We start from the raw sequence: 13,581 nt of genomic DNA on the forward strand, positions 1-13,581 counted from the left end.
TGTTCTTTTTATAATAAAAATGCCTATAAACACTAATCAACATTAAAATAATTATTAAGTCTGTTCATTTTGCTGGAATACTGTTCATCAGAAAAATAACCCATCTCTTTCAATTCTCTTAGTACCCTTGCATATTTTTCATACTGCTCATAATCCTTCTTTTTAACGCCCTTATTTTGATAAAGCTCTATTACTTCTTCAAGCTCAAAATTACTGAGTACCTCTATATCCCGTAATTTAACTAATCCAAAATCCTTGCTTTCTGAAATGATTTTATCTTGTTTATTTAACAATGGATTAATTGCTAACCTAACAGCTATGAATATTATAACCAAAAGCATAGTAGAGCAAAGTAAAATTACACTTATATCCATTTTTTATCCCCCTATGAAATTGTAAATGCTTAATCATACTCACGATATATTACTTTTATCATACAAATAAAAAAACTATACAATATGTCATCTTGAATTATTATTTTTTTCTTGTATCTATTTTTCCTTTTGTATCGATTATAATCTTCTCGCATTTTTCGCAATAAAATACATCTTCAACACTTTCACCCATGCCTGCAAGAATTATACCCCTTGAAAACCATTGTAATAACGATCCTCTGTCTTTGTCCTTTGGCACCCATTTAATTGCGTATCTATCTCTATGAATAACTCCGTTATTCATCTCTTCATTACAATAAGGGCAACGCATTATATCACATCCTCACATTTCATCAACTTTTAAAATTCCCATTATATTACTAAAGTATATATACTGGTTAATTCTTTTTATCAATTTTAGAATAACCTTCATATATAAGAAATCCTGAAAAAATCAACTCAATTAGTATTATAATCTTTACCAGAGGATGTACGTGCTCAAATGCATAAGTTGAGCCAACACCTGGCAATAATTGAGTAAATGATATTGCAACTATCAATTGAGTAAACGTTATAAATAGTAAATAGCTTCCCAATTTAAACATTTTATATTCCCCCTATTTATTTCTATGGAATTCAACATATGTTATAACTATTGTATATTAAGAATTCTTTTTAATATAAATCTTATAAAGCTATGTCCATATAGATTCATAAAAAATATTAAACTTCACAGTTAAATGACTAGACTGACCGTCAACAGTGTAGTAAACACTATAAACTTCATCTCTGAGAGTTAATTTTTCTATGCTATTTATTTTTCCACCAATATTATTGATATGGCTATATATCTTTCTTTTACAAACAATAGGTCTTCGTACTTTCTCATATACGAATACAATTATAAGAATTCCAAGTGCCCAGCCTAGTTCCATAACATATCCACCTTCATCGTTCACATTATTCTACTGTTATGACGCTTGTATAAATATATGGTACTATTTAGATTCCGAATTATAATTCACATCTAAAACCTTATCACTCTTAATTTTAGAATTAATATTCAAATTGAATTTTCTACCTTCGTCCATTTTTATATTATTAAAAAATTTGTATGCAACTAATAGCAGCAATACTCCGCATACTAGCTCAACTATGTTAAATTTAAGGCTGTCAGCATCTAAAAACGGAAGATATATTGATATTATCACCAGGAAATTATTTGCAAAATGTAAAAACATACTAAGTAATAATGAATTGGTTTTGATATATATAAATCCCAATATTATTCCTAAGAAAAGCCCATTTACTCCTTGGTGAATATTTAAATGCATTATTGCAAATAACAGTGAGGAAATACTTATAGCCTTTAAACTTCCATATCTCTTATATAGTTGTTCTAATATTATTCCTCTATAAATTATTTCCTCAAAAACTGGGGCAACCACAATAACTGAAATAATAAACAACGGGATAGAATAGCTAATATTTTCATTAACAGCATTTTCTAAAGCACTTTCCAGCCATGGACTCATTGGAATATTTGACATTAATAATCCTAAGGTATTTTCATAAACAATCCTAAATCCTATTACCGCTAAAATTATATACATATATTCCTTTAATTTGGGCTTGTATTGAATTTTTAATTTGAAGTTTTCTTTTAGATTAATTTCCTTAATTATTTTTCTAATAACCCAAACATATGATAGTATGCTAACTAATCCTCTGATATATAAAATAATTACATTCACATTTTTATCTTCAGAATATACAGATAATGCACCCCAAAAAAATATTAGTACTATATTAAAAGCAATTTCAAATAGTACTAATAATATATTGATTTTGAAAAATAGTTTTATACTTTCTTTTATAGATATTCCTTCTTGCTGAGTTGATATTTCCATAACTTCTACCTTTCTTTTGTATAGTACATCATCAACTAAAAATAGTTAATGAATCATATGCCATCCGTTATATTTTTTCTATCATCACTTTCTCTCAAGATCATACTCCCCCATGATATTTATTTTGTAATACTCTAATTTTAATCTGCAAAATATAAAAGTTATTTCCTAATCTTATAACTCCTATATACCATAATGAAGAATGAGGTATTTATTAGATATAACCCTCTCTGAAAACAATTGTAATTGTCTAAGCCTCTCAACAAGCTTATCTCTAGATATTTCAATTATTTCATAGCTTCCTTCTGGCATATACGTATCACTTCCTGTAAAACAGTAATTTCCAGTAAGTTTTAAAGTAGATGGACCCCTTGAAAATAAGTCAGCCCATGCCCCTGCTAAACTTAGAATAACTTCCGCTCCTTCTTTATCAAACAATGTGATTCCATAATTGTTTAATCCAAATCCCTTTTCATAATTCATTGCTGGATTAATTGACGGTATCCAGTTCAAAGTATCCTGTATATATTCAATTATATCATCATGAATTAATACAACATTATTTAAACCTCTATTTAAAAAATGATATCCGTCATACCCAATTTCTTCATACTCATCGTATGTTACTAAAAAAAATTCATGCTCAAGTCCCATAAAAATCTCCTTATATCTGCATTTTCTTCTTTATAAAAATTTACTATTATTGCATCCTTAAAAAATCTTACGAAATAAAATAACTAGAAAAAGCCTCCTTATTTTCTACTATAAATCCCAACAATGTCCCTAGTAAAGCTGCTTTTATATACAAATCTTTTTCGTATATTTTTTTAGTATAATCGGGACTTATAATATATATAGCATCATCTGTAAATGACACGATAAAAAGTATTGCACAAGCACTTTTAGATATTAGGCACAACGCTAAAGCAAGTAATGTTATGATGATAAAGTAAATTTTTTTAAGATGTACTTTTAAAAAAGAGTTTTCTTTAATAACTTCCACCTTCATTTCATAATAATTCACTGCTACCAAAGCAATTTTAAAAATTTGGTTTTATTCGATGTTTCCATTCATGCTAAATATTATTCACCTAACCACTCAAAATAATCTTCTGAAAGTTCTTTTTCTTGCATCTTTCTTGTTTTCTTGAGCATATCCTGATATTCTAACTTCTTAAAAGTATCAGCAGAAATTTCAATTGTGTAGCCACCATTTTTATCGAAGTAAATGAGTTGTATTCCTGTAAAATTATAATTTTTACCCATAAGATTTATGAACTCCTGTGCAATAGTTGCAGGCATATTTTGACTCTCTTCTTCTGATATACTTTCCACATTATAGATACCCAAAAGATAAAGTCTTTGACATTTTATTGAATAATCGTCTGCATTGAGTTCTGTCCAAACACTAATTCCAGAAGGAAATTTCAGATTTTCTGAAAACTCTTCCTTTATTCTGGTATATTGTTCTTTTGCTGCTGAATTCACCTGTTTAGCAGCTTCTTCATCATAAATTGTATCATCTTGTAGTCTATAGCTAAGGTTTCCGCTAATGGACTGATATTTATTATTATACAAATCATACTCCGTTTCAACCTTCTGATCACTTTCCTTTACTACACTGGAGTATTCACTTAACTTTTTTTCGGCAATCATATTTCCTATAATAGGTACATATCCAATTCTATTGAATAAACATATTACAAATCCAATAATTATTACTGCTATACATAATTTAGCTACATGCACTCTTTTTTTTATCTTCATTTCCTTACACCCTTTTATTAAATATAAGCTAATTCATAATTTAATACTATTATGCCTTTAATTGGAGTAAACCTAAATATATTGCAAACTAATTTGATCTTTTCAACTATAATACCTATATTTTGCACAATAGTCCCCACTCTATTTTTAATAGAATTACTACTTGTCTAAATTACTATTCACTAACTCATTATATCTTTTTTCATTTTTGGACCAGCTTATAATTGCTGAAATTATTCCACCTATAAAACCTGCTATAAAATATTCAAAATACATATAGAAATCAAATGAGTTTTTATGGATTATTAATCTATTAATTATAGCACCTATACACATGCCTATACCCATGGCTATTCCATTAGTTAATACATATCTCCCATCACCCTTTTGTCTAGTTTTCTCCCACCTCCGAATGAATTTTTCATTATTCATTAATCAATTCCTCCAATATAAACTAATTTATTTTCGTATGTATTGAATTTTGTTATTCATAGTCTATCTCCCTTATTACTTCTTCACATCCTATTCTACCATTGATTCCCAGGATGAGAACCCCTTAATAGTAGTTTGATTAAGATCCGTTCTTTTAGACTTACAGCTTCCTCTGTTGAAACATCTATATTTGTAATAAGTGGGTCAAGTGCTACTATATCTGATTTCCCCAACCCTTTGGTATCAATAATTATTTCTCCATTAATTTTAATTATTTCATTAGGTCTTAAATTTTTATTTACGTCGACAATCATTTCTTTGCTCATTATTTTATTCTTTATTATCTCGTTAACTGACGGTTGTACAGATTTTATAAAAATAGTTTTTTCATCTTCATTAATTAGATTAATAGAATAAGAATACTTTGTCTTATACAAATTATTTTGATTAACACTCCCTAATGCTGAACTCCAGTTATAAATTTTTAATCCACCTTTTGACTTAACTTCAATCTCTGCATTATTACATCCTACAAAGAATACAAGAATAAATAAGCTAAAAATAATCATTATCAATTTCTTTGACATATTAATTCCCCTCAAATAAAATATTTTCTCACAACCATTACTCACTCCTTGTGAATACTATTGCTGACATGATTAAATTAACATATACAAATAAAAATGTTAATCCATTTGGCACGAAACGTAAAAATTTGAGCATAAACGGAATAATTTAATAAGTTTGGGGCTAGTGTATGGTTCACAATTTGCCTATAAATAAAAGCTAATCTAAACTTAGATTAGCTTTTATTTACCGCATTTTATATTATTTTAGTTTATCCCATTAATAAAAACCTTAATACCCTACTTTCCTTTCTAACACTTCCTTCCTTTGATTTATTCTTCTTCATTTTAATTATTAGCGTTTTAGATTATATTATATTTTTTAACATGTGATCACATGCTTTACACTGTAAGGAGTTAAAATGAAGATACTTCTTATTAGATATTATATATAAGAATTCTAATGGAATCTAAAATATTTAGAACTATATGGGTTTTAATATGTAACCTACTAAGATTATATAAATTATAAGAAAAATAACAAATAAAATATTATGAATAGGTTTTGGTAAATTGTATTTTCCTAAGAACTTATCTACTCTTTTACCCACAACATAAGATATATAAATTGATAAAAAAAACGTAATAGTATATTTAGTTGCAAATTTAATTGCTTTAAGCGATCTCATATGTTTACCTCTTGCCTGAAATTACTCAAATACAACTTCTTTTATATTTAAATTATAGCCTTGTACATAATTAAATTAGCATATATAAGCAAAAATGTTAATCCATTTGGCACGAAACGTAAAAATTTGGGCATAAACGGAATAAAAATTCTTTTCATGCTCATTTTTTGACGTTTCATGCCATTAAGTTTGTATTTATCTTTTTAGTATATAAAATAGATTATGAATAGATTAAATTTAAGGAGCAAATTAATGAATATTATAAAACAAAGAAGATTTTTTATTGTAGTTATATTATGTATTTTAGTCACTTTTACTTATGAAATAATATACCAAAATATAAAAACAAAGAAATGGATAGAAGACATTGATTATGTTGTAGTAACTTTAAATAAAAATCATCCTAATATGTATTTAAAAACATCAAAGGAATCTTTTGATAAATCAATTAACACATTAAAAAAAGATGTTCCTAACTTAAAGGATTATGAGATAGAGATAAGATTACAAGAAGTTTTAGCAACCTTAGGAGATTTGCATACTAGTTTAGATACGGCTAATTTATACGTAAAAAGATATCCGTTGAATTTTAAATGGTTTAAAGATAAATTAATAGTTATAGCAGCAGACGAAAAATTCAAATCTGTTTTAGGAATGGAACTTGTAAAAATCAATGATATTTCTGTGGAAAATATATTAAATAAAATAAATAAACTATCTTCTTATGAAAATGAACAAGGTTTAGGACATGATAATTCAGCTATAATATCCTGTTACTATGTATTAAAATATTATGGAATAGCAGATAAACAAAAAGCTACTTTTACTTTTAAAGGTAATGACAAGGAGCAAAGTATTGATATTTATCCTGTTAAAGATTTATCATATGAAAACCTAATTAAACTAAGAGATTTGTCACCTGAAAAATCAGTTAGTCTAGAGTATAAAAAGGAGATAGATAACCCCAATTACTGGTATCGTTATGTTAAAGAGGACAAAATATTGTATTTTCAGTATAATACTTGTCACAATGAGATGACAGCTAAACCTCGCGGAATAAAGAACTTTAAAGAACTTAAGTTTGGGGAGGTTGGCACTAAGTTATGTGAAACCGCATATAATAATGAATTTGATAAATTTATAATTGATTTAAGAAAGAATTCAGGTGGTAAAGAGTATTTGCTTGAGGAGTTATATACTGACCATTTACGTCCATATATACCTAAAGTTAAAATATTTATATTTACTGGTCCAGGTACTTTCTCAGCTGCTATTAAAAATGCAGTTCATTTAAAGGCTGCCTATCCGGATGAAGTAATTGTTTTAGGTGAAAAACCTGGACAATCTTTAAAATTTTATAGTAACAACTTTTTTTCTCTTCCAAATAGTAAGATAAGTTTATCTTGTTCTGTTGAGCCAGCTGACTTGACACAGTTTGGAGTGACTATTCCAGAAGTGCGTATAGACGAAACTTTAGAAGATTATAAAAACGGTATTGATCCATTATATGAATGGGTTAAAAATTATAAAAATACTAAATAAAACAATAAATGAGCACATTAACAAGTTTATTTAAACTTCTTTTCATGCTCATTTTTTGACGTTTCGTGCCATTTCTATTGATATATGCTAACATTTATGTTATTTTTCAAATAATGATATTAATAGGTGAATGACAAATGATAAATGAATTTACATATAAAATAACTTCTTATATAGAAAAAAATAGTGATATTAAAAGTACTGATGATTTAGAAAAAATAAATTACTCTCTGCAAGCTATTTTTAATGAATTATTTAAAACAGCTGCACTACTACTTTTATTTTTGATACTTGGGAAAGTAAACTATTTTTTATTTTCAGTTATGATTTTCTTTTCTATCAGAATTTTTTCAGGTGGTTATCACTGTAATACTACAATTAAATGTTTATTATGCTCCACATTACTTTTTTTAGGTACTTGCTTGATTGCTCCAATTTTACCTAAAATCAATATTTCAATTTATTATATAGCTGGATTGTTAAGCATTTTTATAGTTGCATTAAAATCACCTTATCCAAATCAAAGAAGACCTATCAAAAATAAAAAAAGAAGGTCTATTTTAAAGATTATCTCCACCTTCTTTACGATATTCTGGATATGTATTTTATTATTTTATATAAAAGATATAAGTTATTTAAACTGCGGCTTTATTACAATAATATTGCAAGTAATGCAGCTAATACAAATGAGAAAGGAGTAAATCAATGAAAACTAAAAAGAAATTAATGGTACAAGCCCTTGGATTATTTTTAATATCTTTATCAAAAATTATAGCTACTACAGCTTCTATGGGTTACATAGGTGAGCCTGATATACCTGAAAGTTTATTAGATTAATACTTTAAAAATTGTATAATCATCTTCAAAAAATAGTTGAATTTCCCCTCCAATGTGTTCAACTATTTTTTTTACGTTATGCAGTCCATATCCTCGATTTTTACCTTCTTTAGTTGAAAAACCTCTTTTAAATATTTTAGAAATATTTTCAGGTTTTATCGTTGTTCCCTTATTTCTAATTTCTATAATATATTTACCATCCTCATTTGTTATCCTTAATATAACCTCCCTATTATTGTTATCAACAGCTTCAAAGGCATTATCTAAAAGGTTATTTAATACTTCTGAAAGCTCATAATCATTTATATTTAATTCTTTTAAATTATTGTCCACAAAATATAAAAAATCAATATTAGTATTTTCAGCTTTGCATAATTTGTTGTATATTATAGCCCCTAATATGGGATTATTAATATATAAAATATCTTCCATGCTTTTAGTAGAATAATTTAATGACTTTATATAGTCTTTTACACAAGCCTTTACCCCTTTTTCATCTGTTAACTCTACTAATCCATTTATAGTATTTAGGTGATTTTTAAAATCATGCTGCTTACTTTTAACTTCTTCTATAATGTTGTTTATGATAGGATTATATGTATTTTGTATAAGCATAGCCTTTTTTTCTTCATTCATCTTTATTATGTAATAATATAAAATTAAATTTAAAACAAATAGTCCCGCATGTATTGAAATGATTACAACTATATTATCTAAAATAATATTCTTATCATAATTCCAAATTATTTTAAAAGCTGCTATATATATAGCAAGATTAATTATAAAATAATAAACAATTCTAGAATCTATTCTTGCAATATTAATTTTATCTGGAACTAAATAATATATAACTATCGCAATAATGAGCACAATAAAATTTGCACATAAATTGAATAAAAATGGTTCTAAATACTTATTTAAACTTAGAATATTTAAAGTAAACATAGAAATTAATTGTAATATCATTATTGCTGTTAAAAACAAACAAAATTCTAAAAATGCAGCAGTAAATTTTTTACGATAAAAATATGAAACTAAAGAAACATAGACTAAAAAACTAAATATCATATTATAATAAATTTTCATGTCACTTGTTACAGCCACTACAAATGAGCTTATTAATATTATGATTATATCTTTTAAAAAAGTTTTTTCTTCTTTTAATCTAAACTTTTTCCACAATATCATAAAAGCGCTTAACTCAATGGCTGTAGTAATAAACTCTTTAGCTATATACATTTATTCTATTCCTCCTTTTAACTTTAATTCAAATCTAGTAATACCTATTGAATTGAATTAAATCTTTCCTCAACTATATTTTTAAACATATACCCCAAAAGAGCTGTTTTATCATAATTATCAAAATGAATGTTACTCAATCTGCTTGATATACTTTCAATTCCATTTATATGATTAATGTTTACTGCAAAGGACTTATGGCACTGTATAATATCATCAGAGTCAATTAACTCTAATGCTTTTTTTAAAGTTAATCTTTTTATTTCATATTTTCCTTGTTTAGTATGTACAATGCATGTCCTAAGACTCATCTCAATAAAGATAATCTCATCTATATATAATCTTGTACTAATTCCTTTGTTGATTTCAAAAACTACATATTTTCTTTCATTTATAGCTATATTATTTATATATGTACCTGATATAAGTTTTTTCGTTAATTTAATTACTTCATCCTTTTCATAAGGCTTTATAATATAATCATAACAATGAATTTCCTTAAAAGCCTGAAACATATATTGAACATGAGTAGTTAAAAAAACAATCCAACTAAGCTCATATTTAGGTATCTTTCTAAGTTCTAATGCAAGATCCAATCCTGAAGAATTTTTCAATGAAATATCTATGAAAAACAATTCTATATTCTCATTATTTAAAATTTCTAAGGCCTCATCTTTATCTTGGGCTTCATAAATCTTCAAATCACAATCTATTTCTTGCAGCATCTTCTTAAGATTTAGTCGCTGGTTAATATCGTCTTCAACTAAAAGAATAGATTTCATTAGTAAGTTATCCTCCTATAGTAAATTATAAAAAAAGCTATAGGGTTAATTAAATATTTTCATGTTTTTACCCTAACTCTCTAGCTTTTAAATATTTTGCAGATATTTTATACTCACCATTCGATTTTACCACAAAATATGGTTATATGTGTCAATATTATGCAATTTATGCAATGAACTTACATAGGTTAATAAAAAAATAAGCACGGGCTATAAAACCCATGCTTTCTCAAGGTATCAACTTGCCACTTGCCATGTGGGTGGCACTATATCAATTTCCTCAATCTTTCTTTTGTTTCTAAATCAGCAAAACTTGCTTCAACACTGTTATAGTAAATTTGTTTGTAATCTTCATAACTAATATTAAATTCCTTAAATGCTATCTCAAATTCCTTGGTCATATTTGTATCTGATACAGTTCTGTTATCTGTGCTTAATGTTACTTTTATTCCATCCTTGTAAAAATCATATATTGGGTGCTCTCTAAAGCTATTAACTGCTTTTGTTTGCACATTACTTGCTAAGCATATCTCAAGGGCAATATTTTTTTCTTTGACAATCCTATATGCTTCAGGGCAATCTTTTATAAATACTCCATGCCCAATTCTTTCTGCTCCTAAAAGTTCAACTGCTTCTAATACATTTTTACCTATTCCAGTTTCCCCTGCATGTATTGTTACTCTATATCCATATTTTCTAGCTAAGGCTATTGGTTCCACAAACTTTCTGCTAAATCCCTCTTCTTCTCCCCCAGCTAAATCTATTGCAACGACTCCTTTTCCTAGGAACTCCTTACCTTTTTCAACTACTTCAAAAGCTTTATCTGCAGACATATGTCTCATGCAGCATAATATTACATTTCCTTTTATATCATATTTCTGTTCTGCATCTCTAATCCCATCTATAACACTTTGTATTATTTCCTCTATTTCTAATCCCTTTAACATATGAAGCACAGGAGCAAATCTTACCTCCATATATTTCACGTTTTCCGCTGCCGCATCTTCAAAAAGTTCAAAAGTAACTCTCCTTAAGCTTTCCTTTGACTGCATTACTAAATTGGGAATTGCAAATGCTTTTAAATAATCATTAAGAGAGGTGCATTTTAGTGGCGCAGTAATCTGCCCTTTAATCTCGCTCCTATCAAAGGAAGGAATATCAATTCCCTCTTTCTTTGCTATATCAATTATTGTTTCTGGTCTAAGACTTCCATCTAAATGACAGTGAAGTTCAATTTTAGGCAAATTCTCAAAACTCATAGTATCCTCCTAATTATATATTTATAAAAAAACTCCTAATCACAAAGAAAATATATGTCAAAAAAATATATATTTTCTTCGTAATTAGGAATTATAGGTTCCTAGTAGAGACCCCCAAACCATATTATTGGGGTTATACGAAACTTTAGTTTTATTTAAAATATTAAGTTTATGAAATTGTACTAAATTTTATTTTTGATGTCAAGGGAAAAAACATGCTCACCCTTCTTTACATTCATGAGTTTGTTATAATTAATGTCATATTCTAACTGTAACCTTGCAACTTGCCACTTGCCATGTGGGTGGCACTATAAAATCTCATTTTTAATAAAAGCTAAGGTTGCCTCTTCCCCTTCATTCGCCAGTTTATTTAGCAGAAGTTCTAATAACTCCCTAGATTCCTTATGTATGATACAATAATCCTTCCCTCTATTATAATACTCAAGGGCTGCCCTATCTGTATACTGCTGCTTTTGATAATTCTTTGAAGCACTCATCCTATCTATAAACATTTCCACTACATAGCTCACTGGAATCTTCATTCCAACTAATCCATCAGTAATTTTTATTCCATAGTCAAGCCAATACTCAAAATGATGTTTGTTTCTTCCCTTATGATGAAGCCATGCTCTAGAATATCCTTCTTTCATCTTTTGTATACCATTAGGGCTCATATTCCCCATATAGTATTTTACTCCTGCAGAAAACTCTATCCAGGAGTATTTTGATAAATCATGAAGAAGGCCTTGCTTATACAGCCCAACTTTAAAACAATATTTCGTTACTAGTATTTTGTGGGCTGTAATTGTCTTAAAATGATTAATTCCATTTATAATTGACTTAGCTAACATGCTCTGCTAACTCTGCTTGAACTTCATATATGTCTAATGTTTTATTAAACTTTTTCTCAATTGGCTGTGCCATTCCTGATACCCATATCTTTAGCTCTGCATCTAAATCAAAGTGTCCTGCTGTTTCCACACTAAAATGATTTATTTTGCTATATGGTATTGAATGGTATTCCACCTTCTTGCCAGTAGCACCTTGCACATCGATGAATATCAATCTTCTGTTTGTAAAGATAATCATGTCTCTTATAAGTTTATAAGCTTTATCAACGCTTTCATTTTCAGCTAATAAATGTCCATATTCCTTCTCTACATCTGCTGCATCACACTTAGATGCATTTCCCATCATTCCGCTAAATAATCCCATTTTAAATCCTCCATATTTTCTTTATTATTTATAACAACTATTAAAGCATATTTAAATCTGCACTAAACCAATCCAAGACTTTAGATTGAACTTATTCATTTACTATGCAATTTAACTTAAATCTCACCTTAATTATATCATTTATGAGCTATATTTATAATACTTAAGTTTTAACATTTAAAATGGAGAGGTTTTAGGTTTAAAAGCGATATTTCAACAAAAGAGAGGCTGCAATACTCTACAGATTCCTCCCTCACTTGCCACTTGCCATGTGGGTGGCACTTTTCTCATATGCCCTGCATGAATATCTTGCATCGCAATGTCTACATACAGCTGTTCCAAAAGGTGCCTTTTGTCCTTGCTTTATCTCTTTTAATTTTGCTAAGGATGGTGCCTTAAATTGCCTCTCCTCAATTTTATCAACGGTTTCACCAAAGCTTTGTATTTGCTTTTCCCCTTCTGTATCATCAAAATCTAAGTTTACTACTGGATTCCAGCTATCTATTAATGCCTTTACCAAAACCTCATCACCTTTATTTATTGCCTCTCTAAGCTCTGCAGGTGATGCAGTTGCTATTATGGCCATATTGTCTATTTCAGTACCCTTTAGCTTCTTCCACATATGAGCATACAAGTTTAATTGCCCTCTGTACAATTCTCTATTCTTCTCAACCTCATCGCAGCTATGGGATTTTATTTGATACATAGTTATTTTATCTTCTTTTTCCCCAACACTTACAGTGCCTTCTATGGTGTACTTTTTACCCTTTGGTGTTACTTGCTCTGGCAGTGTAAGCTTAATCTCTGCTTCTGTTATGTCCTTAGCTACTTCCCCTAACTTTTCATAATATAACTTAACCTGCTGCCATGCAAACTCTTTCATATTTGAATTTATAGAACGCCCTGTTTCAAATTTTAGCTCTTCAAAATTATCTTCAAACAATTCCCTTAGCTTGTCCATATTCATGC

General features: G+C 28.1%; 19 protein-coding genes and 1 riboswitch. Of the genes, 3 read left to right on the plus strand and 16 right to left on the minus strand.

The annotated features are described in order from the left end of the window. Window positions 1-32 precede the first annotated feature (32 nt). The 10 genes from BSD9I1_RS06925 to BSD9I1_RS06970 all read right to left on the minus strand — a co-directional run bounded on the left by BSD9I1_RS06925 (window position 33) and on the right by BSD9I1_RS06970 (window position 5,070). On the minus strand, window positions 33-374 hold the full coding sequence (locus tag BSD9I1_RS06925) for a hypothetical protein (protein WP_186429722.1): 342 nt from the start codon (window positions 372-374) through the stop codon (window positions 33-35). Window positions 375-474: 100 nt separating this feature from the next. Continuing rightward, entirely contained in the window at window positions 475-705 is a 231-nt protein-coding gene (locus BSD9I1_RS06930; RefSeq protein WP_186429723.1) for a PF20097 family protein, read from the minus strand. A 67-nt stretch (window positions 706-772) separates the two neighbouring features. Next, window positions 773-979 (minus strand): hypothetical protein, encoded by a 207-nt coding sequence (locus BSD9I1_RS06935; protein WP_186429724.1) that lies wholly within the window; start codon window positions 977-979, stop codon window positions 773-775. A 90-nt stretch (window positions 980-1,069) separates the two neighbouring features. After that, complete coding sequence (locus BSD9I1_RS06940; protein WP_186429725.1) at window positions 1,070-1,309, minus strand: hypothetical protein; 240 nt, start codon at window positions 1,307-1,309, stop codon at window positions 1,070-1,072. A 63-nt stretch (window positions 1,310-1,372) separates the two neighbouring features. Continuing rightward, window positions 1,373-2,284: a CPBP family intramembrane glutamic endopeptidase gene (locus BSD9I1_RS06945; RefSeq protein ID WP_186429726.1), complete on the minus strand. Its 912-nt coding sequence runs from the start codon at window positions 2,282-2,284 to the stop codon at window positions 1,373-1,375. A 183-nt stretch (window positions 2,285-2,467) separates the two neighbouring features. Next, entirely contained in the window at window positions 2,468-2,938 is a 471-nt protein-coding gene (locus BSD9I1_RS06950; protein ID WP_186429727.1) for a hypothetical protein, read from the minus strand. Window positions 2,939-3,005: 67 nt separating this feature from the next. Then, on the minus strand, window positions 3,006-3,293 hold the full coding sequence (locus tag BSD9I1_RS06955; RefSeq protein ID WP_186429728.1) for a hypothetical protein: 288 nt from the start codon (window positions 3,291-3,293) through the stop codon (window positions 3,006-3,008). Between the two features lie 74 nt (window positions 3,294-3,367). Then, window positions 3,368-4,051: a hypothetical protein gene (locus BSD9I1_RS06960; protein ID WP_186429729.1), complete on the minus strand. Its 684-nt coding sequence runs from the start codon at window positions 4,049-4,051 to the stop codon at window positions 3,368-3,370. 159 nt (window positions 4,052-4,210) lie between these two features. Beyond that, window positions 4,211-4,483, minus strand: a complete 273-nt coding sequence (locus BSD9I1_RS06965) for a hypothetical protein (RefSeq protein ID WP_186429730.1) — start codon at window positions 4,481-4,483, stop codon at window positions 4,211-4,213. 95 nt (window positions 4,484-4,578) lie between these two features. Beyond that, on the minus strand, window positions 4,579-5,070 hold the full coding sequence (locus tag BSD9I1_RS06970) for a hypothetical protein (protein ID WP_186429731.1): 492 nt from the start codon (window positions 5,068-5,070) through the stop codon (window positions 4,579-4,581). Window positions 5,071-5,990: 920 nt separating this feature from the next. Here BSD9I1_RS06970 and BSD9I1_RS06975 point away from each other — a divergent pair. The 3 genes from BSD9I1_RS06975 (at window position 5,991) to BSD9I1_RS06985 (ending at window position 8,117) form a co-directional block, all read left to right on the plus strand. Continuing rightward, window positions 5,991-7,280 carry a hypothetical protein gene (locus BSD9I1_RS06975; RefSeq protein ID WP_186429732.1) on the plus strand — a complete coding sequence of 430 codons (1,290 nt, stop codon included), beginning with the start codon at window positions 5,991-5,993 and terminating at the stop codon, window positions 7,278-7,280. Between the two features lie 137 nt (window positions 7,281-7,417). Continuing rightward, complete coding sequence (locus tag BSD9I1_RS06980) at window positions 7,418-7,981, plus strand: accessory gene regulator ArgB-like protein (RefSeq protein ID WP_186429733.1); 564 nt, start codon at window positions 7,418-7,420, stop codon at window positions 7,979-7,981. A gap of 4 nt (window positions 7,982-7,985) precedes the next feature. Further along, entirely contained in the window at window positions 7,986-8,117 is a 132-nt protein-coding gene (locus BSD9I1_RS06985; protein WP_186429734.1) for a cyclic lactone autoinducer peptide, read from the plus strand. Here the strand turns inward: BSD9I1_RS06985 and BSD9I1_RS06990 are convergent. The 6 genes from BSD9I1_RS06990 to BSD9I1_RS07015 form a co-directional block, all read right to left on the minus strand. Further along, a complete protein-coding gene (locus BSD9I1_RS06990) occupies window positions 8,109-9,356 on the minus strand; it encodes a sensor histidine kinase (RefSeq protein ID WP_186429735.1) in 1,248 nt (415 codons plus the stop codon). The genes BSD9I1_RS06985 and BSD9I1_RS06990 overlap by 9 nt on opposite strands. A gap of 44 nt (window positions 9,357-9,400) precedes the next feature. After that, window positions 9,401-10,138: a LytTR family DNA-binding domain-containing protein gene (locus tag BSD9I1_RS06995; protein WP_186429736.1), complete on the minus strand. Its 738-nt coding sequence runs from the start codon at window positions 10,136-10,138 to the stop codon at window positions 9,401-9,403. Between the two features lie 266 nt (window positions 10,139-10,404). After that, window positions 10,405-11,397 carry an adenosine deaminase gene (gene add, locus BSD9I1_RS07000; RefSeq protein WP_186429737.1) on the minus strand — a complete coding sequence of 331 codons (993 nt, stop codon included), beginning with the start codon at window positions 11,395-11,397 and terminating at the stop codon, window positions 10,405-10,407. Window positions 11,398-11,458: 61 nt separating this feature from the next. Beyond that, window positions 11,459-11,558: riboswitch (purine riboswitch) on the minus strand. Between the two features lie 147 nt (window positions 11,559-11,705). Beyond that, entirely contained in the window at window positions 11,706-12,230 is a 525-nt protein-coding gene (locus BSD9I1_RS07005; RefSeq protein ID WP_186429773.1) for a DUF5662 family protein, read from the minus strand. A gap of 7 nt (window positions 12,231-12,237) precedes the next feature. Beyond that, on the minus strand, window positions 12,238-12,612 hold the full coding sequence (locus tag BSD9I1_RS07010) for a PH domain-containing protein (RefSeq protein ID WP_035311216.1): 375 nt from the start codon (window positions 12,610-12,612) through the stop codon (window positions 12,238-12,240). A gap of 253 nt (window positions 12,613-12,865) precedes the next feature. Then, entirely contained in the window at window positions 12,866-13,579 is a 714-nt protein-coding gene (locus tag BSD9I1_RS07015) for a PD-(D/E)XK nuclease family protein (protein WP_186429738.1), read from the minus strand. Window positions 13,580-13,581: the final 2 nt, after the last annotated feature.

Origin of the sequence: Clostridium sp. BSD9I1 (assembly GCF_900185645.1) — a bacterium.
In the GTDB taxonomy this organism is placed as follows: domain Bacteria; phylum Bacillota; class Clostridia; order Clostridiales; family Clostridiaceae; genus Clostridium_AK.

Excerpts from the sequence above, each read along its gene's own strand:
- BSD9I1_RS06995 (WP_186429736.1), bottom strand. The coding sequence starts at position 10,138 with ATGAAATCTATTCTTTTAGTTGAAGACGATATTAACCAGCGACTAAAT.
- BSD9I1_RS06940 (WP_186429725.1), bottom strand. The coding sequence starts at position 1,309 with ATGGAACTAGGCTGGGCACTTGGAATTCTTATAATTGTATTCGTATAT.
- BSD9I1_RS06965 (WP_186429730.1), bottom strand. The coding sequence starts at position 4,483 with ATGAATAATGAAAAATTCATTCGGAGGTGGGAGAAAACTAGACAAAAG.
- BSD9I1_RS06955 (WP_186429728.1), bottom strand. The coding sequence starts at position 3,293 with ATGAAGGTGGAAGTTATTAAAGAAAACTCTTTTTTAAAAGTACATCTT.
- BSD9I1_RS06975 (WP_186429732.1), top strand. The coding sequence starts at position 5,991 with ATGAATATTATAAAACAAAGAAGATTTTTTATTGTAGTTATATTATGT.
- BSD9I1_RS06950 (WP_186429727.1), bottom strand. The coding sequence starts at position 2,938 with ATGGGACTTGAGCATGAATTTTTTTTAGTAACATACGATGAGTATGAA.
- BSD9I1_RS06935 (WP_186429724.1), bottom strand. The coding sequence starts at position 979 with ATGTTTAAATTGGGAAGCTATTTACTATTTATAACGTTTACTCAATTG.
- BSD9I1_RS06960 (WP_186429729.1), bottom strand. The coding sequence starts at position 4,051 with ATGAAGATAAAAAAAAGAGTGCATGTAGCTAAATTATGTATAGCAGTA.
- BSD9I1_RS06970 (WP_186429731.1), bottom strand. The coding sequence starts at position 5,070 with ATGTCAAAGAAATTGATAATGATTATTTTTAGCTTATTTATTCTTGTA.
- add (WP_186429737.1), bottom strand. The coding sequence starts at position 11,397 with ATGAGTTTTGAGAATTTGCCTAAAATTGAACTTCACTGTCATTTAGAT.
- BSD9I1_RS07015 (WP_186429738.1), bottom strand. The coding sequence starts at position 13,579 with ATGAATATGGACAAGCTAAGGGAATTGTTTGAAGATAATTTTGAAGAG.
- BSD9I1_RS07010 (WP_035311216.1), bottom strand. The coding sequence starts at position 12,612 with ATGGGATTATTTAGCGGAATGATGGGAAATGCATCTAAGTGTGATGCA.
- BSD9I1_RS06945 (WP_186429726.1), bottom strand. The coding sequence starts at position 2,284 with ATGGAAATATCAACTCAGCAAGAAGGAATATCTATAAAAGAAAGTATA.
- BSD9I1_RS06925 (WP_186429722.1), bottom strand. The coding sequence starts at position 374 with ATGGATATAAGTGTAATTTTACTTTGCTCTACTATGCTTTTGGTTATA.
- BSD9I1_RS06990 (WP_186429735.1), bottom strand. The coding sequence starts at position 9,356 with ATGTATATAGCTAAAGAGTTTATTACTACAGCCATTGAGTTAAGCGCT.
- BSD9I1_RS06980 (WP_186429733.1), top strand. The coding sequence starts at position 7,418 with ATGATAAATGAATTTACATATAAAATAACTTCTTATATAGAAAAAAAT.
- BSD9I1_RS06985 (WP_186429734.1), top strand. The coding sequence starts at position 7,986 with ATGAAAACTAAAAAGAAATTAATGGTACAAGCCCTTGGATTATTTTTA.
- BSD9I1_RS06930 (WP_186429723.1), bottom strand. The coding sequence starts at position 705 with ATGCGTTGCCCTTATTGTAATGAAGAGATGAATAACGGAGTTATTCAT.